General features: G+C 72.7%; 15 protein-coding genes. 10 read left to right on the forward strand and 5 right to left on the reverse strand.

Annotated elements, in window-relative coordinates; genetic code table 11:
- Positions 1–76 precede the first annotated feature (76 nt).
- From KHP12_RS47610 to KHP12_RS52650, 4 genes are all read left to right on the forward strand, one after another.
- Complete coding sequence (locus tag KHP12_RS47610) at positions 77–889, forward strand: ABC transporter ATP-binding protein (RefSeq protein ID WP_211834676.1); 813 nt, start codon at positions 77–79, stop codon at positions 887–889.
- Positions 882–1,757: an ABC transporter permease gene (locus tag KHP12_RS47615; RefSeq protein WP_086881822.1), complete on the forward strand. Its 876-nt coding sequence runs from the start codon at positions 882–884 to the stop codon at positions 1,755–1,757. Before KHP12_RS47610 ends, KHP12_RS47615 begins: the two co-directional genes overlap by 8 nt.
- Positions 1,758–1,858: 101 nt before the next feature.
- Entirely contained in the window at positions 1,859–2,890 is a 1,032-nt protein-coding gene (locus KHP12_RS47620; RefSeq protein WP_211834677.1) for an ABC transporter substrate-binding protein, read from the forward strand.
- 306 nt (positions 2,891–3,196) lie between these two features.
- Positions 3,197–3,742: a calcium-binding protein gene (locus KHP12_RS52650; RefSeq protein ID WP_086881824.1), complete on the forward strand. Its 546-nt coding sequence runs from the start codon at positions 3,197–3,199 to the stop codon at positions 3,740–3,742.
- 74 nt (positions 3,743–3,816) lie between these two features.
- Here KHP12_RS52650 and KHP12_RS47630 read toward each other — a convergent pair whose 3' ends face one another.
- Together KHP12_RS47630 and KHP12_RS47635 are read right to left on the reverse strand one after the other, a co-directional pair.
- On the reverse strand, positions 3,817–5,022 hold the full coding sequence (locus tag KHP12_RS47630; protein ID WP_211834678.1) for a PucR family transcriptional regulator: 1,206 nt from the start codon (positions 5,020–5,022) through the stop codon (positions 3,817–3,819).
- Positions 5,023–5,279: 257 nt separating this feature from the next.
- On the reverse strand, positions 5,280–6,389 hold the full coding sequence (locus KHP12_RS47635; RefSeq protein ID WP_086881826.1) for an MGDG synthase family glycosyltransferase: 1,110 nt from the start codon (positions 6,387–6,389) through the stop codon (positions 5,280–5,282).
- 135 nt (positions 6,390–6,524) lie between these two features.
- Between KHP12_RS47635 and KHP12_RS47640 the strand changes: the two genes are divergently transcribed.
- The 3 genes from KHP12_RS47640 to KHP12_RS47650 are packed head-to-tail and all read left to right on the forward strand — an operon-like array spanning position 6,525 to position 9,034.
- The gene (locus tag KHP12_RS47640) at positions 6,525–7,343 is read left to right on the forward strand and encodes an SDR family NAD(P)-dependent oxidoreductase (RefSeq protein WP_051573623.1); all 819 of its coding nucleotides are present in this window, start codon (positions 6,525–6,527) and stop codon (positions 7,341–7,343) included.
- A gap of 6 nt (positions 7,344–7,349) precedes the next feature.
- Positions 7,350–8,303: a DMT family transporter gene (locus KHP12_RS47645; RefSeq protein ID WP_167442492.1), complete on the forward strand. Its 954-nt coding sequence runs from the start codon at positions 7,350–7,352 to the stop codon at positions 8,301–8,303.
- On the forward strand, positions 8,300–9,034 hold the full coding sequence (locus tag KHP12_RS47650) for a polysaccharide deacetylase family protein (RefSeq protein WP_086881827.1): 735 nt from the start codon (positions 8,300–8,302) through the stop codon (positions 9,032–9,034). The genes KHP12_RS47645 and KHP12_RS47650 overlap by 4 nt, the downstream gene beginning before the upstream one ends.
- A 2-nt stretch (positions 9,035–9,036) precedes the next feature.
- Here the strand turns inward: KHP12_RS47650 and KHP12_RS47655 are convergent, their stop codons facing one another.
- Both KHP12_RS47655 and KHP12_RS47660 read right to left on the reverse strand, forming a co-directional pair.
- Complete coding sequence (locus tag KHP12_RS47655; RefSeq protein WP_086881828.1) at positions 9,037–10,509, reverse strand: class II fumarate hydratase; 1,473 nt, start codon at positions 10,507–10,509, stop codon at positions 9,037–9,039.
- Between the two features lie 243 nt (positions 10,510–10,752).
- A complete protein-coding gene (locus tag KHP12_RS47660; protein ID WP_037959253.1) occupies positions 10,753–11,703 on the reverse strand; it encodes a sensor histidine kinase in 951 nt (316 codons plus the stop codon).
- Between the two features lie 150 nt (positions 11,704–11,853).
- On the opposite strand from KHP12_RS47660, the gene KHP12_RS47665 reads away from it, so the two are divergent.
- The 3 genes from KHP12_RS47665 (at position 11,854) to KHP12_RS47675 (ending at position 14,166) form a co-directional block, all read left to right on the forward strand.
- Positions 11,854–12,735: an alpha/beta fold hydrolase gene (locus KHP12_RS47665; RefSeq protein WP_037959251.1), complete on the forward strand. Its 882-nt coding sequence runs from the start codon at positions 11,854–11,856 to the stop codon at positions 12,733–12,735.
- Between the two features lie 221 nt (positions 12,736–12,956).
- Complete coding sequence (locus tag KHP12_RS47670; protein WP_086881829.1) at positions 12,957–13,280, forward strand: hypothetical protein; 324 nt, start codon at positions 12,957–12,959, stop codon at positions 13,278–13,280.
- Between the two features lie 52 nt (positions 13,281–13,332).
- Positions 13,333–14,166, forward strand: a complete 834-nt coding sequence (locus tag KHP12_RS47675) for an SAM-dependent methyltransferase (RefSeq protein WP_086881830.1) — start codon at positions 13,333–13,335, stop codon at positions 14,164–14,166.
- Between the two features lie 100 nt (positions 14,167–14,266).
- On the opposite strand, the gene KHP12_RS47680 is transcribed toward KHP12_RS47675, so the two are convergent.
- Positions 14,267–17,038, reverse strand: a complete 2,772-nt coding sequence (locus tag KHP12_RS47680) for an AfsR/SARP family transcriptional regulator (protein WP_086881831.1) — start codon at positions 17,036–17,038, stop codon at positions 14,267–14,269.
- Positions 17,039–17,131: the final 93 nt, after the last annotated feature.

Consider the following 17,131-nt stretch of genomic DNA (forward strand, 5'->3'; position numbering starts at 1 on the left):
GCGGTTTGTGAGCGCAAGGGCGCGTTGTGCTCACAAGACTGCCGCTGTGGCGCGGGTCACTCCTACCCTCCCGGCCATGAGCAGCCACACCAGCCCCGCCATCGAGCTGCGGGGAACGAGCAAGGCGTTCCGGACACCGTCCGGGGCCCTCCACATCGCGGTCAGGGATCTGGACCTGACCGTCGGACACGGTGAGTTCGTCGCCGTCGTCGGGCCCACCGGCTGCGGCAAGTCCACGACCCTGACCCTGGTCAGCGGGTTGGAGGAGCCCACCGAGGGCGATGTGCTGGTGGCCGGTGAGCCGGTCCGCGGCATCGCCTCCAACGTGGGCTTCGTCTTCCAGCAGGACGCGGTGTTCCCCTGGCGCAGCGTGCTGTCGAACGTGATGGCCGGCCCGCGCTTCCGCGGTGTGCCCAAGGCGGAGGCGAAGGAGCGGGCCCGTGAGTGGCTGGCCCGGGTCGGCCTCACCTCCTTCGAGGACCGCTATCCGCACCAGCTCTCGGGTGGCCAGCGCAAGCGCGTGGCGCTCGCCTCCACCTTCGTCAACGACCCCGAGATCCTGCTCATGGACGAGCCGTTCTCGGCACTCGACGTCCAGACCCGCGCGCTGATGTCGGACGAACTCCTGGAGCTGTGGGCGGGGACCGGCGCGTGCGTCGTCTTCGTCACCCACGACCTGGAGGAGTCCATCGCCCTGGCCGACAAGGTCGTGGTGATGACGGCCGGTCCGGCCACCGTCAAGGAGGTCTTCGAGATCGATCTGCCCCGGCCCCGCAAGGTGGAGTCGGTGCGGCTGGAGCCACGGTTCGTGGAGATCTACCGGGAGATCTGGTCCTCGCTCGGCGAAGAGGTCCGCATCACCCGTGAGAGGGGTGCCGTCGATGCCTGAGACCATCTCCGCCACGGCCGCCCCCGCCGTCGGCAAGACACCCGGTACGGAGCGCTCCAGGGCCCGGGCACGCGCCGCGCGCAACCGCGCCATCCTCGTCCAGTCCACCCGCGCCCTGGTGCTCCTCGGCGTCATCGGGCTGTGGGAATGGCTGGCCCGCGCCTCCGTCATCGACCCCTTCAACTTCTCGATGCCCTCGAAGATCTGGGAGCAGCTCAAGCAGTGGGCGCTGCACGGCACCGCGCAGGGCTCGCTGTGGGAGCAGATCTGGTACACGCTCTACGAGGCGCTCCTGGGCTGGGGCATCGGCGTCGTGGCCGGTGTGGTCCTGGGGATCGCGTTCGGCCGGATCGCCTTCCTCGCCGATGTGCTCGGCCCGTACATCAAGGTGCTCAACGCGCTGCCGCGGATCGTGCTCGCGCCCATCTTCCTCATCTGGTTCGGCCTCGGCCCGGCCTCGAAGGTGGCCTCGGCCGTGGTCCTGGTCTTCTTCCCCGTCTTCTTCAACGCCTTCCAGGGCGCCCGGGAGGTCGACCGCAACCTGGTGGCCAACTCCCGGATCCTCGGCGCGAGCAACCGCCAGGTGACCCTCCAGGTGGTGATTCCCTCCGCCACCTCATGGATCTTCACCAGCCTCCATGTCAGCTTCGGCTTCGCCCTGATCGGCGCCATCGTCGGCGAGTACATCGGCGCCACCAAGGGGCTCGGCCTGCTGGTGTCCTCCTCGCAGGGCACCTTCAACGCCGCCGGTGTGTACGCCGCCATGGTGATCCTCGCCGTGGTGGCCCTGCTCGCCGAGGGGCTGCTGACCTTCCTGGAGAAGCGGCTCTTCCGCTGGAAGCCCGCCCAGCCAGGCGAGGACCGCTGAGCCCCGCCTCCCTCTTCCCGGCTCCCGCTTCACCCGCTTCAGCCGCGCCTTCGTTCTCCCCGCTCAACACCGCTCAACACCGCTCACAAGGACGTGACCTCATGCGCAGCAGTGCCAAGTTCTCCGCGGCCGCCGTCGCCGCGGCGCTCGCTCTCACCACCCTCACCGCCTGTGGCGGCGACTCCAGCGCCTCCGGCGGCGGGGACGGCAAGGTCAAGATCATGGTGGGTGGCCTGGACAAGGTCATCTACATGCCCGCGATGCTCACCCAGCGGCTCGGCTACTTCAAGGCGGAGGGCCTCAAGGTCCAGCTGCTCACCGAGCCCGCCGGGGTGCAGGCCACCACCTCGCTGGTCGCGGGCGATGTCCAGGGCGTCGTCGGCTTCTACGACCACACCCTCGATCTCCAGGTCAAGGGCAAGCAGGTGCAGTCCGTCGTCCAGCTCGCCCAGGCCCCGGGCGAGGTCGAGGTGGTCTCCAACAAGGCGGCGGGCGAGCTGAAGTCGCCCAAGGACTTCAAGGGCAAGAAGCTCGGTGTCACCGGCCTGGGCTCCTCCACGGACTTCCTGACCAAGTACCTGGCGGTCGACAGCGGCGTGCAGACCAGCGAGTTCACCCCGGTGGCGGTCGGCGCCGGCCAGACCTTCATCTCGGCCCTCAAGCAGGGCTCCATCCAGGGCGGTATGACCACCGATCCGACGGTCGCCCAGATCGTGGAGCAGAAGATCGGCAAGGTCCTGATCGACATGCGTACCCCTGAGGGCTCCAAGCAGGCGCTCGGCGGTCTGTACCCGTCCTCCTCGCTCTACATGAACGCCGACTGGGTGAACGGCCACAAGGACACGGTGCAGAAGCTGGCCAACGCCTTCGTGAAGACCCTCAAGTGGATGTCCACCCACTCGGCCGAGGACATCGCCGCCAAGATGCCGAGCGACTACGCGCAGGGCGGCGCAAAGCTCTACGCGGAGGCCATCAAGAGCACCCTGCCGATGTTCACCAAGGACGGGGTGATGCCGACGGACGGTCCGGCGACCGTCGAGCGCGTCCTCAAGGCGTTCAACCCCAACCTGAAGAACGCCACGGTGGACCTGAAGAAGACCTACACCACCGAGTTCGTCAAGAAGGCGGGCTAGTCCAGCGGGTGTCCGGCGGGTCGTGACGCCTGCGGCGGGCTGGTCCCCTCCCCGCCCCTTCCCACAACCGGGGCTCCGCCCCGGGCCCCGGGCTCCAGGGGCGAGGCCCCTGCCACGCGGCGGGCCATGCGGCTCCGCCGCGTGGCCCGCCGGACACCCCGTGGGGCCCGGGGCCGGTTGCGCGGATTGACAGTCCCGCGCCCGTGGCGGACGGGTGTTTTCTCCCTGGTTCACGAAGACGCGCCGGGTGGCCGGGCGGAAGGCTGTGCGGCGTCACTCCGCATCCCTTCCGAGGAGGAACACCGCATGACCCGACACGGAAACAGACGCGTCATCGCGCTGCTGGCGTGTACCGCGGCCCTCACCGGTGCCGCCCTCAGCACCGGTGGGGCCGCTCAGGCGGCGGCCCCGGCGAAGGCGCCGACGGCGACCACCTGCACCGACCCCAAGACCGGCGTCCCGCTCACCGCCACGATCGAGGGGGACAGGAACGCCAATGCCATCTGGGGCACACCGGGCAGCGTCGTCAACGCCTTCTCCGGGGACGACTGGGTCTTCTCCGACCTGATCAGCACCTCCGCCGTGGTCTGCCTCGGCGACGGCTCGGACAACTTCAACCCCAGCGACCCGACCAATGTGTCGGTGGGGACGTACTTCGGCGTGAGCGGCCAGAACGGCAACGACAACATCACGGGGGGCACCGGCAACGACTACCTCTTCGGTGACAGCCCCGACAACGCGTCCCACTCCGGCAACGACACACTGATCGGCGGCCCCGGCTACGACGTGGCGAACGGTGGCCCGGGGATCGACCGGTGCGACGCCGAAGTCGAGATCAACTGCGAGCTCTGAGGACGGGCGGCGGGGGGCCTCGTAGGCCGCCGGGAGGATTCCCGGGCGGCCTACGTCCCGTCAGCGCACCTCGTTCATGTCGTCCAGGTGCCGGAGGCGGCCCTGGTGACCACGGTGCTCAGGATGCGCACGCCACGGGCGGATCCGGGGTCGACGTCGGTGAGCCGGCGCACCCGCTGGAGACGGTAGTCCAGGGTCCGCGGATGGATGTTCAGCGCGGCGGCGGTGTTCCTGCGGTGCATGTCATGGGCGTAGTACGTCTCCAGGGTGGCGAGCAGTTCGGGGCCCCGGGCGAGGGTCCGGGCCATGCCGGACAGCCAGCTGTCGATGTCGCGGTCCTCGGCGACGGCCAGTTCGACGAAGACATCGGCCAGGGTGTGCAGGCGGCGCGGCACGGGCTGGAGCGGAGCCGCCAGGCTGGTGCGCCGGGCGCGGTCGTACGCGTCGGCCAGCGCACGCACGCGGCCCGTACTGGTGCCGACCGCGCAGGGCCGCGCCACCGCCTCGCCCGCGTCGCGCACGAAGGCGAGCGCCCGGTCCCGCGCCGACCGGTCGCGGCCCGGCCGGGCCGCATCGGGGGCGCTGTCCTGGCCGGTGGGCACCAGGGCCACCAGCTCCTCCGCCCGGGGCCAGGCGATCGGCATCCGGTGGTGGGTCAGGAGGGTTTCGACGATCGCCTCGCGCCCTCCGGCGGCCGGGGCGGGACGGCCGGGGACACGGACGACCACCACCTCGTACGACGCGGCCGGGCTCATGCCGACGGCGCGGGCGAGGCCCGGGGCCAGGGAGTCGTCGGCGAGGAGGGCCGTGGTGAGGGCGTGCACCCGGGCGACGAGGGGGAGGCGGCGCTTCTGCTCCGCCGCATGGCCGCGGGTGTAGGCGTCGATGCCGCGGGTGCCCTCCGTGGTGAACCAGGCCATGACCCGCATCAGCTCATCGGTGTTCTCCGGGCCGGACGCCTCCTGGATCTCCCGGAGCATGAGGTTGGTGTGCAGACCGAGGACCCGCCGCCGGGACGCGGCGGACATCCCCGTCCTGGCCCGCGAGGCGCCCATCGACGCGATGTGGTCGAGGTCCTCCTGGGAGAGGGGGGTTCCCTCGGGGGCTAAGTCCAGGGTGCGGCGTCTGAGCCAGACCGCGTAGTCCAGCGCCTCGGCCCGTCGCCGGCCGTCGTGCTCCACGAACCGGTACTCGGGGATCTCCTGTCCGTAGATCTCCACTTCGTGGCGCGCGTCGTCCAGGGCGCGCCGGGCCAGCTCGGCGAAGAGATGACTTCCCATCGGGCGGTACCTCCGTCAGTCGTTCGGGAACTCCCGCGGGACCGCACGGGGACAACTCACGCGCGGGGGGCGGTGCTCCACACGGGGTTCCCGAGGTCGGATGGGTCGGGGCCGAGCATGCCACCAGTCGCCGTCGGACGGTCGGCACGGGCGGCATCGCGTGCGCGGAAATTCATCTCGCGGCCGTCGGGGCGACTCACCTCGTGGCCGTGTCGGCGGCTCGGCTCGCGGCCGTCGGGCCGTCCCGTCGGGGCGATTCACCTCACGGCCGCCCGGGCGACCGCGTCGGTCAGCCGGACGGCGGCGTCGTCGGCGAACAGCCGGTGGCCCGCCGCGATACGGCGCTCCCGCCACGCGGAGGGTTCGGTGAGCGCGTCGAGCAGCCGCACCAGCTCCCATGAGTCCCGCGCGTGGTCCGAGAGCCCCAGCGCGGCCATCCGCCGGACGCCCTCGCGGCCATGGCCCGGGATGGGGCGGTAACCGATCACGGGCACCCCGGTGGCCAGTGCCTCCAGCGCGGTCTGACCGGCCGCGTTGTCCACCTCGGCCCGTACGGCGGACAGCAGACCGGGCATGTCCGGCTCCCAGCCGAGGGCCGCCACCTCCGGGCGGCGCGACAGCTCGGCGCGCAGCCGTTCGTCCCGGCCGCACAGCACCACCGGCAGATACCCCGCCCCGGACACCAGCCGCGCGGTGTCCGCCACCCGTGTGCCCGCGCCCCACGCCCCCACGGACAGCAGCACCGGCGGCCTCCCGGGCGCGAGCGCGCCCAAGCGCCGCCGCCACCGCGCCGCCCCCCGCGCCGGGCCGAAGAAGCGCGCCGCCACCACCGGCCCGGTGGCCACCGACGGGCGGCCCAGCGCACGGCGCACGGTGTCCGCGGCGTCCGGGGTGACACACAGATGCAGATCGTTGCCCGGGTGCAGCCACTGGCGGTGCACCGCGAAGTCGGTCACCACCACCGCGCTGGGCACCCCCAGGGCCCCGCGCGCCCGCAGCCTGCCGGTCAGCTGCGCGGCCAGATGGAACACCGGGACCACCACATCCGGCCGCTCCCGCGCCACCAGCGCCAGCAGCCGGTCCTCGGCGAGCGCGGCCAGCGGGGCGCTGCCCGGCCGGGGGCCCCTGCCGGGGCGGAAGAACGCCCGGTAGATGCCCTCGTACAGCACCGGGGCGCGGCGGATGGTCGTCCGGTAGAACGAACGCAGCCCCGCCCCGATCCGGTGCGGCAGCAACTCCAGCACATCCACCCGACCGGCCCCCTGGCCCCGCTCCTCCAGCCTGCGGACCAGCTCGGCGGCGACCGCGTCATGTCCGGCTCCCATCCCGGCGCTGACAACGAGAAAGCGTGCCGACAGCGGGTGCATGACCACCTCCGATGGTGCGAGGCGCGGCTCCTCATGGCTCACTGGAGGTATCCGCTCCGCATGCCGTCAAACCGCGCGCTCGACGGCCGGTGACCCAGGACCAGCGGCCGGTCGGCGGCGAGACAGGGAGATGCCATGATCCGCCCCCTCCCGGACACACCCCTGGATCGCGGCCAGGTGCGGGACACCGGGCACCCGGCAGCCACCGGGACGAGGGTCGCGCTGGTGACCGGCGCCTCCTCGGGCATCGGGGCCGCGATCGCCGACCGGATCGCGGCCGAGGGCGGATGGCGGCTGCTGGTCAGCGGCCGCCACCGGGAACGGCTCGACCGCGTGGCCGCCAGGACGTCGGCCCTCGCCCTCCCCGTCGACCTGGCCGCGCCGGAGGGCCCGGAGGCGCTCGTCCAAGACGCCCTCCGTGCCGCCGGACGGGTGGATCTGCTGGTCGCGGGGGCGGGCGTGGGCTGGGCGGGTCCCTTCGCCACCATGCCGCCCGCCGCCATCGACCAGGTGGTCCGGGTGGATCTGCTCGCCGCGATGCGCCTGGTCCGCATGGTCGTCCCCCGGATGGAGGCCGAGCGGCGCGGACACATCGTGCTGATCGGCTCGGTGGCCGGGACCGTCGGGGTGCGCGGCGAGGCGGTGTACTCCGCCGCCAAGGCCGCGCTCGGCGTCTTCGCCGACGCCCTGCGCCACGAGCTGGGCCGGGCAGGTGTGCGCGTCACCCATGTGGTCCCCGGCGTGGTGGACACCCCGTTCTTCGCCCGGCGCGGCGCCCCGTACACCCGGCGGCTGCCCCGCCCGCTGCCGCCCGAGCGGATCGCCGACGCGGTCTGGGACGCGGTCGAGCGCGGGCGGGACGAGGTGTACGTACCGGCCTGGATGCGGCTGCCCGCGGTGGTCCGGGCCCTGGCCCCCCGGCTGTACCACCGGTTGGCCACACGCTTCGGGTGACCCCCGGTGAGCGCCCTGACCGTGGTACTGGCCCTGCTGTCCGCCCTGGGCAACGGCGCGGCCTCGGTACTCCAGCGGCGGGCCGCGATGGACCAGGTCCGGGAGGAACGGGGCGACGGCGGGCCGATGCGGAGCCTGCTGCGGCTGGCGCGGCTGCTGCGCCGCCCGTTCTGGCTGGCCGGTCTCGCCGCGATGATGGTGTCGGCGGTGGCGCAGGTGGGCGCGCTGGCGGTCGGACGGCTCTCGGTGGTCCAGCCGCTGCTGGTGAGCGAGCTGCTGTTCACCCTGGTGGTCGGCAGTCTGGTGTTCCGCCACCGCCCGGACGGCCGGACCTGGCTGTCGTTCGTGATGCTCGCCGCGGGGCTTGCGCTCTTCCTGGTGGCGGCCGACCCCTCCAGCGGCGCGCACACGGCACGCAACGGCCGCTGGATGCCCGTGGGCGTGGTGGTGGCCATCGCCGTGGGCGCCCTGATCGCGGTGGCCCGGGTGGTGCGCGGGGCCGCGCGCGCCGTCGCCCTCGGCAGCGCCACCGCCGCCTGCTTCGCCTGCACCGCGGCGCTGATCAAGGAGCTGACCGGGCGGTTCGGCGGCGGGGTGGTGGAGGTGCTCACCGGCTGGCCGCTGTACGCGGTGTGCGCCGTGGGACTGCTGAGCTTCCTGCTGCTCCAGAGCACCCTGCGCGCGGGCACCCTGGCCGCCTCGCAGCCCGCGCTCACCCTCGGCGACGCTCTGGTCAGCATCGCGCTGGGCTGGGTGCTGTTCGGCGAGCGCGTCGAGCTGGGGCTGCGCATCGTGCCCGAGGTGGCCGGGATCCTGCTGATGGCGGCCGGCATCGTGGGCCTGACCCGCTCGCCCGCCATGTGCGGCGGCTGGGACCAGGCTGTCCCCGAAGCGCCGCGGAGCGCGGGGACACCGCTCCCCGGAGGGCGGAGCGGCCCCGGCGGCGAGGGAACACCATGAGCGCGCGCCACCGCTCCGGTGTCCTGGTGCGCAACGCGGCGCTGCTCGCGGCGGCCGCGCACCTCGCACCCGCCGGTACCTGGCTGCCCGGGCCCCGGCGCGCCCTGTTCCCCGCCCTGGCGGGCCGCGGACGGCGCGACCATGTGGCCCTCACCTTCGACGACGGACCCGATCCACGCACCACTCCGCGCTTCCTCCAGGTGCTGGACGAGCTCGGCGTCCGCGCCACCTTCTTCGTCCTGGGGGACGGTGTGACGCGCTTCCCGCACACCACGCTGGAGCTCGTCCGCCGGGGCCATGAGCTCGCCGTCCACGGCTGGACCCACAGCCGCCCCTGGCTGCCCACGGTGTCCCGGGACGCCCACGAGGTGGCCCGGGCCGCCCGCGCGATCCGGCTGGTCACCGGCGTGGTGCCGCGGTGGTACCGGCCGCCGTACGGCATCCTCACCGGCGGCCGCTGGCTGGCGGCGGCCCGGGCCGGGCTCACCCCGGTCCTCTGGTCGGCCTGGGGGCGCGACTGGACCGAGGACGCCACCGGGGGTTCGGTGGCCGCCACCGTACGGCGCGATCTGCGCGGCGGGGCGACCGTTCTGCTGCACGACACCGACCGCGCCGCGGCCACGGGCTGCTGGCGCGCCACGCTGGCCGCGCTGCCCGTGCTGGTGGCGGAGTGCCGGGCCGCGGGTCTGGAGGTGGGGCCGCTGGCCGAGCACGGGATACGACGCCGATGAGCTCAGCGGTCGCGCAGCCGGGCCATCTTCCGGGGGTCCACGATCCGGTCGAAGTCCTCGGCGCCGATGTGGCCGCTGGCGATGGCCGCCTCGCGCAGGGTCGTTCCCTCGGCGGCGGCCTTACGGGCGATCTCGGCGGCCTTGTCGTGGCCGATCCGCGGGGACAGCGCGGTGACCAGCATCAGCGAACGGGCCAGGTACTCGTCGATCCGCTCGCGGTTCAGCTCGACGCCCTCGACGCAGTACGCGCGCAGCTTCTCGCAGGCGTCGGCGAGGATGCGCGCGGAGTGCAGGAAGTCGCTGATGACCAGCGGCCGTGCCGCGTTGAGCTGGAAGTTCCCCCGGGTGCCCGCGTGCGCCACGGCGGCGTCGTCGGAGAGCACCTGGGTGCACACCATCATCATGGCCTCGCACTGCGTCGGGTTGACCTTGCCGGGCATGCTGGAGCTGCCGGGCTCGTTCGCGGGCAGCGTCAGCTCCCCGATCCCGCCGTGCGGGCCGGAGGCGAGCCAGCGGATATCGTCGGCGATCTTCATCAGGGGGACGGCGAGGCCCCGCAGCCCGGCGGAGGCGGCCACCACGGTGTCCACACCGCTCTGCGCCGCGAACGAGTTGGACGCCACCTTGAACGGATGGCCGGTGGCGACGGCGATCTCCCGGGCCACCGCCGGGCCGAAGCCCTCGGGGGCGCCCAGACCGGTGCCGACCGCCGTGCCACCGATGGCGAGCTGGTACAGATCCGGCAGCGTGGCCCGCAGCCGCTCCAGCGCGTCGGAGAGCTGGGCGGCGTAGCCGGACCACTCCTGCCCCACGGAGAGGGGGACCGCGTCCCGCAGATGGGTGCGGCCGGTCTTGACGATCTCGTACCAGGCCCGGGACTTGGCGGCGATGGCCTGCTGGAGCAGACTGACCTGCGGCAGCAGCGGGTCGTGCAGGACGCGCACCGCGGCGATGTGCATGGCCGTGGGGAACGTGTCGTTGGAGGACTGCCCCAGATTGACGTGGTCGTTGGGGTGCACCGGCTCCTTGCTGCCCACGACGCCGCCGACCAGCTGAATCGCGCGATTGCTGATGACCTCGTTGACGTTCATATGGGTCTGGGTGCCGGAACCGGCCTGCCACACATACAGCGGGAAGTGGTCGTCCAGCGCACCGGAGACCACCTCGTCGGCCACATGCGCGATCAGATCCGCCTGCCATCCGGCCAGCCGCCCCTCCCGGCCGTTGACCAGCGCGGCGGCCTTCTTCACATAGCCGTAGGCGTGGTACACCGCCTTGGGCATACGGTCGTCACCGATCGCGAAGTGGACCAGGGCCCGCTGGGTCTGGGCGCCCCAGTACCGGTCGGCCGGGACCTCGACGGACCCCAGCGCGTCCGTCTCCCGCCGGGTGCCGGTGGCATCGATGCGGGTGGGCAGGTCCCGCCGCACCCTCGGGGTGCCCTGGGCGCCCCGGCGCCGGTGGGGCGTGTTCATCGCGTGCTCTCCCAGACGGAGGGCAGCCCATCCATACGCACACTCCGCTCACGGCTGTTGCCCTCCCCGCCAGTGTCGCTCCGCACCGGCCCGGCCGCATCCGGCCGGAGGCGGCGGCGCCCGGGTCGGTCCGGCCGTCGAGTGGGCGTCGTTCGCGTATCCCTCGGCTACATCGCCTTCGCCGTCCTCACCGGGGCCATCGCCGTCGTCTGACCCCGGCCGTCAGTCCGGCCCTCCGGGACGTCAGATCCGGGTGCGCAGCCGGATGAGGGTGCCGTCCGCGTCGGCCTGCATCTGCACCACGTCGCACAGCATGCGGACGCCCCACAGCCCGAACCCGGGCTCGGAGTCGGCCGGCGGGGCGAAGCCCCACAGCGCGTCCGGGTACCAGTGGCCGGGCCCGGAGATCTCGCAGACCAGATCGCCGTCGTGGACCCAGGTGCCCAGCCGCGCGGGGGCACCGCCGTGCCGGATCGCGGTGGTGGACACCTCGCTCACGGCCGCGACCATGTTGCGCAGCGCGTCATGGCCCATGCCGTGCCGGCCGGCCCGCTCGGCCACGAAGGTGCGCACGGCGTCCAGGTCGGTCGAGACGATCGACACGGACTCGGCCGTGCGCGGGGCGGACGGCAGGGGGCGCCGGTCGCAGGTGGCGCTGAACGGGCCGGGGTCGGTGTAGGCGTCGCTCTTCTCCGGCCCGTGGCCGTCGATGATCTCGGGGTGGGTCTGGCGCGCGTAGGCGAGGATCTCGGGGTGCAGCAGACGCCGGTCATAGCAGCAGATGGCGCGGGCGCCGGAGTGGGCGAAGGCCGCGTTGACGATCGACTCGTAGCGAGCCCACTCCACCACCTCGAGCGGGGTGCGGCCCTGCCACACCGGTTCGGCGATCACCCGGACCCGGCGCGGCTTCTCGGCCTTCACGAAGGAGTCATAGGCGGCGATGGTCTTGACCGGGTGCTGGTACCAGCTGAGCGCCTCCTCGAACTGCACCGCCTTGGCGTCCTGCCCGAGCGCGTCCCGCAGCGCGTCGATGTTGGAGGTGGCCGCGACGACGGCCACGGCGTCGTCCGCCGCCAGGCCCTCGCGGAGGAACGGGACGCAGATATCGACCACTTCATCCTCGTCGCGGTAGAGGAATCCGCGATGCATCATCGCATCGCGGTGGTCCGCGACGGGGCTGCTCGGGCTGGTCATCGGGCCTCCCTGGGCTCGGCCGGCGAAAACACGCGGTGCGTCATCGAATTTCCGGACGGTATAGCGCAGTCTGCCACTTCTCCGGCCCGGCGCGCAGCCCGTTCCAACCAACATGGACGGCGTCCTGACGGTGCATTAGCATCCTCCGGCGTGACAGAGCTGAAGAACATCAACGCAAATGGACTTGATTTCGGGTATTTCGAAGCGGGCCCGGCCGACGCCCCATTGGCGCTCTGCTTGCACGGCTTCCCGGACTCCGCGCATTCCTGGCGTCATCTGCTTCCCGCGCTCGCGGACGCGGGCTACCACGCCGTGGCGCCCTTCATGAGGGGCTACGCGCCCAGCGGCATACCCGCCGACGGCGCCTACCAGGCGGGTGCGATCGCCGCGGACGCCAACGCGCTCCACGAGGCGTTCGGCGGCGACGGCGACGCCGTGCTCATCGGCCACGACTGGGGCGCCATCGCCGCGTACGGCGCCACCGGCAGCGCCCCCGAGCGCTGGCGGCGCGCGGTCACGATGTCGGTGCCCCCGCTGGGCGGGGTGCTGGCCGACTTCTTCAACTATGACTACGGCCAGTTCAAGCGCTCCTTCTACATCTTCCTGTTCCAGACGCCGCTGGCCGAGGCCGGGGCGGCGGCGCACGACATGGCCCTGATCGACGGTCTGTGGCGCGACTGGTCGCCCGGGTACAAGGACGCCGCCGAGGACATCGCGCACGTCAAGGAGAGCCTGCGGGACCCGGCCCACCTCGCCGCCGCGATCGGCTACTACCGGGCGCTGTTCGACCCGTCGCGGCATGTGGCGGCGTACGCGGCCGAGCAGGAGGCGGTCACCGGGACCGGGGAGGTCCCCATCCTCTATCTGCACGGCACCGACGACGGCTGCATCGGCGCCGATGTCGTCCAGGGGGCCCCGGACCACCTGCCCGCGGGCTCGCGGATGGAACTGGTCGACGGCGCCGGGCACTTCCTCCACCTGGAGCGGCCCGAGCGGATCAACCGGGAGGTCCTGGCCTGGCTCGCCGGGTGACCGGCAGGACCTGGGTGCGTGCCATGCCGCCATATGGCGTGTGACCAGGGCCTTTTCCAGCGCGGAACGCGATGCGGCCGTGGCGGTACCCCGACCGGGGCGGACCCGGTCGAGCCGCCGCGACCGTCGCTTTACCGCCGGTATACCGCCGCTGATCCGCCCTCTTCCATGCTGGACGCATCGCTACAGCCGCCCGGTAGGGACGCGTCTGGAGAGGGCCTGTGAACGTCGACCAGCAGCATCAGCCTCATGTCGAGGACGAACCCCTCTACGCCTGGAGCACCTTTCAGCTCTGCGGCGGGGTGGAGGGGTCCGGCCCGAGCGGCACCTGCCGGGCCGAACGCACCGCCCGTGCCTGTCTCGAAGCGGCGCTCCAGGCCACCGCGGCCCACTCCGGGGCGTACTCCTGGGGCCAGCTCAGCAGGGTGTCCGCGGATGTCGACCTGCCCTTCCACCTGTGGGCACGAGATCCGGTCGCCTGGGCCGAACCGGGGCCGAGGAAGACGGTCACGTGGCGTCCGGGCGCGGCTCCGCACCCGCAGTGATCCGGAACCGTCGGGGGTGAGGCGAGGCAGTGCTAGTGGTAAGGGAATCACGATGAAGAGCAGCGGACCCGGCATCGGGCTCAGGACGAGGGAGTGGCGGCCGGCCGACCACGGACGTCTTGCGGTCAGCGAGGCGAACCCGGCCAGGGTCTACAACTTTCTCGTCGGCGGCAAGGACAATTACCTCGCCGATTACGAGCAGGCTCAGCGATTTCTCGGTGTCGCACCGGAAGTCCGTGACACCGCGCTCTCCAATCGGAGATTTCTGCACCGTGCCGTCCGTCATCTCGCCGCCAGCGGAATCAGCCAATTCCTGGATATCGGCGCGGGATTGCCGGCGACCCCTAATGTGCATGAAATCGCCCAGGCCGTGAATCCCCGGGCCCGGGTGGTCTACGCCGACAACGACCCCATCGTGGCGAGCCACGGCCAGGCCCGGCTCTCCGTCTCGGGCACCACGATGGTCAAGGCCGACATCCGCTCGCCCGAGGACCTCCTGGGGCATGAGGAGCTGCGGCGGCTGCTCGACCCCGCCCGGCCGGTCGCGATCCTGCTGACGCTCGTCCTCGACTACATCGAGGACCTGGCGAACCCCGTCGGGATCGTCCGCAGGCTCATGGACTGGGCCGCGCCGGGCAGCTGTCTGGTCCTCTCCCACGCCACCGGTGACTTCACCCTCGACACCGACCGGGACTGGGAGGTCATCAGCTTCGAGGGCCCGGTGTCCCTGGTCGCCCGCGACCGGGCCGGGATCATGGAGTTCTTCACCGGGCTCGAACTGCTCGCCCCTGGCCTGGTGCAACTGCCCTCCTGGCGCCCGACCATCGGCGCCGAGCCCGACCCGAGCCGGGTGTGGGCCTACGGCGGGGTGGCCCGCAAGCCGTAGCCCCGGCCGCACCTTCAGCCGTCCCCGGCCGCACCTTCAGCCGTAGCCCCGGCGGCCCCTTCAGGGCCGCCTTCGCTCGACATCCGCCCCGGATCCCGCTTCAGCGCGGGCCGGGGCCGATGTGCAGGGTCATACAGGCGGGGAAGAGCCCGCTCCAGGTGTGCCCGCGCCAACTCTCGTACGTACCGGGGCGCTTCCACACCGGCAGCGCCTGGTCCATGTGGGCCCGGCCCTCGGGGAACCTGCCCTGCTCCATATAGGTGATCCCGATCTCGTAGAGGGCGAAGCCCTCATGGTGGATGTTGCCCGTGCGGCGGGCGTACTCCAGGCTCTCCTTGAAACAGGTCAGGGCGTCCTCGGGACGGCCCAGGCCCCGGTGGGCCCGGCCGAGGTTGCCCAGGCCGATCACCTCGGCCGGCAGATCCCCGGCCTCCCGGGCGAGGGCGAGCTGCCGCTCCTGCACTGTGATGGCCTCCTCGTACAGGCCCAGTTCGCACAGTGCGTCCGCGAGATTGCACGCGGTGCGCAACTCGCCCTCCCGGTGGTCCAGTTCGCGCCAGATCTCCAGCGCCGACTCCAGGGTGGTGCGTACCTCGTCATAGCTGTGCTGGAGCCAGTACGCGGCGGAGAGGCCGTCCAGCCCCCATGCCTCGCTCTCCGGGTCGCCCAGGCGGCGGGCGGTCTCGACGGCCAGCTCGTTGACCGTCTGGAGATCCTGGGCGTGGGCCCGGGGGAAGAGGAACCACTGGAGCGCCCGCGCCAGCCGCAGCCCCAGGCGCGCGATCGCCTCGGGCTGGGCGGGCTCGGCCGCCTGGGCGACGGCGGCCAGCAGATTGGGCAGCTCGTCCTTCAGCCAGCTCTCCGCCTCGTCCTGGCCGCTCAGCGGCACCGCGGGGCCCTCGACCGGGTGCCGGGGCCAGGGGCGGAGCGGGTCGAGCAGGGTGACCGCCCGCTGGGCGGTGGCCGCGTAGCAGGTCAGCGCCCGCTCCAGCGCCGCCGAGCGCTCCGCCTCGGGCTCCTCCTGCTCCGCCTGCTCCGACGCGAACAGCCGCAGCAGATCGTGCATGTGGTAGCGGACGGAGTCCCGGCTCTCCAGGAGCTGGGCGTCGACCAGCCGTTCCAGCGCGTTCTCGGTGCGGTCGGCGGGCAGGTCCAGCAGCGCGGCGGCCACCGGCAGGCTCACATCGTGCCCGTGCACCACGCTGAGCAGCCGGAAGGCGCGGACCGCGTCCAGGTCGTCGGAGCGGCGGCCGAGCCGGAAGCCCTCGTAGCTCACCTGGAAGCTGACGCGGACGGCCAGATCCCCGAAGCGCAGTTCGTCCAGCCGGCCCCGGGCGTCGGTCAGCTTGGTCACGAGGGTGCGCAGCGGCCACGCGGGGCGGGCGGCCAGCCGGGCACCGGCGATCCGCAGCGCCAGCGGCAGCCAGCCGCACAGCCGGGTGATCTCCTCCGCCTCGGCGGGCTCGGCCCGCACCCGCTCCGCGCCCACGACCCGCTCCAGCAGCGCCACCGCCTGGTCCTGCGGGAGCACATCCAGATGCAGATGGGTGGCGCCCTCCAGGGTGGTCAGCATCTCGCGGCTGGTGACCAGCGCGGCGCAGCCCGGCCCGGCGGGGATCAGCGGCCGCACCTGGTCCACACTGGCGGCGTTGTCCAGGATCACCAGCAGTCTCCGGCCCGCCGCCAGCGAACGGAACTGCGCGGACGCCTCGTCGGTGTCGCTCGGCACATTGGAGCCGTCCACGCCGAGGGCGCGCAGAAACCGGCCGAGCACCTCACCGGGGTCGAGGGCCGACTGCCCGGCGGTCGCCCCGTACAGATCCACATAGAGCTGGCCGTCGGGGAAGCGGTCGGCGAGCTGGTGCGCGGCGTGGATGGCCAGGGTCGACTTGCCGACCCCGCCGGTGCCGTCGATGGCGGCGAGCACCACCGACCGTCCGCCCTCGCCCGGCTCCGGGTCCCCGGCCGCGTCCATCAGCGCCTGGATCACCGCGACCTCGCCGTGGCGGCCGGTGAACGCGGGGCTGGCGGGCGGCAGTTGGCGCGGGCCCCGGTGGGCCTTGCGGGCGGCGGGGCCGGGCCGGTCCGCCTCCGGGGCGGGCGTGGCCATCAGGGAGGCGTCGGCGTTCAGGATCCGCTCGTGGAGGTCGCGCAGCGGCGGGGTCGGCTCGACCCCCAGCTCCTCGCTCAGCAGCCGGTGCAGATCGCGGTAGGCGGCCAGGGCGTCGGCCTGCCGCCCGGACCGGTACAGCGCCAGCATCAGACGGCCGCGCAGCTCCTCGCGGAACGGATGCTCGGCGGTCAGCGCCTCCAGCTCGCCCAGGACGGCCGTATGGCGCCCGCACCGCAGGTCCGCGTCGATCCGGGCGTCCACGGCCTGGAGCCGGCACTCCTCGAGCCGGGTGGCCTCCGCCGTCACCGCCGGGGTCGGGGGCACATCGGCGAACGGGGTGCCGCGCCACATCGCCAGCGCCTCGCGCAGCCGCTCCGCCGCGGTCTCGGGCGCCTCCCGGTCAAGCGCCCGCCGCCCCTCCTCGACCAGCTGCTCGAAGCGGTGGGCGTCGAACTCGGCGGCCTCCACCGCCAGTCGGTAGCCCTGCGCCTTGTAGCCCTGCTTCTCGGTGATCAGGGTCTGCCCGGCCTCGTCGCCCATGGTCTGGCGGAGCCGGGAGACATAGGTCTGAACCAGCTTGGTGGCGCTCTGGGGCGCCCGATCCTCGCCCCAGAGCTCGTCCAGGAGGCGTTCGGTGGAGACGGTCTGGTTGGCGTGGCACAGCAGCACCGCGAGCAGCGTCCGCCACTTGGCCGGCCCCAGGGAGGCCCACCCCTCGCCGGTGCGCAGCTCAAGCGCCCCCAGGACCCGGTATCGCACCCGTCCCCTTCCATCGGCTCGTCAACTGACCACTCGGCAATGGTTATACCTCCGATGTGGCCACTGCCGTGCATCGTTCCATCCGCCGGGAAC

Origin of the sequence: Streptomyces asiaticus, assembly GCF_018138715.1 — a bacterium.
In the GTDB taxonomy this organism is placed as follows: domain Bacteria; phylum Actinomycetota; class Actinomycetes; order Streptomycetales; family Streptomycetaceae; genus Streptomyces; species Streptomyces asiaticus.

Excerpts from the sequence above, each read along its gene's own strand:
- KHP12_RS47610 (WP_211834676.1), top strand. The coding sequence starts at position 77 with ATGAGCAGCCACACCAGCCCCGCCATCGAGCTGCGGGGAACGAGCAAG.
- KHP12_RS47615 (WP_086881822.1), top strand. The coding sequence starts at position 882 with ATGCCTGAGACCATCTCCGCCACGGCCGCCCCCGCCGTCGGCAAGACA.
- KHP12_RS47620 (WP_211834677.1), top strand. The coding sequence starts at position 1,859 with ATGCGCAGCAGTGCCAAGTTCTCCGCGGCCGCCGTCGCCGCGGCGCTC.
- KHP12_RS52650 (WP_086881824.1), top strand. The coding sequence starts at position 3,197 with ATGACCCGACACGGAAACAGACGCGTCATCGCGCTGCTGGCGTGTACC.
- KHP12_RS47630 (WP_211834678.1), bottom strand. The coding sequence starts at position 5,022 with ATGGGAAGTCATCTCTTCGCCGAGCTGGCCCGGCGCGCCCTGGACGAC.
- KHP12_RS47635 (WP_086881826.1), bottom strand. The coding sequence starts at position 6,389 with ATGCACCCGCTGTCGGCACGCTTTCTCGTTGTCAGCGCCGGGATGGGA.
- KHP12_RS47640 (WP_051573623.1), top strand. The coding sequence starts at position 6,525 with ATGATCCGCCCCCTCCCGGACACACCCCTGGATCGCGGCCAGGTGCGG.
- KHP12_RS47650 (WP_086881827.1), top strand. The coding sequence starts at position 8,300 with ATGAGCGCGCGCCACCGCTCCGGTGTCCTGGTGCGCAACGCGGCGCTG.
- KHP12_RS47655 (WP_086881828.1), bottom strand. The coding sequence starts at position 10,509 with ATGAACACGCCCCACCGGCGCCGGGGCGCCCAGGGCACCCCGAGGGTG.
- KHP12_RS47660 (WP_037959253.1), bottom strand. The coding sequence starts at position 11,703 with ATGACCAGCCCGAGCAGCCCCGTCGCGGACCACCGCGATGCGATGATG.
- KHP12_RS47675 (WP_086881830.1), top strand. The coding sequence starts at position 13,333 with ATGAAGAGCAGCGGACCCGGCATCGGGCTCAGGACGAGGGAGTGGCGG.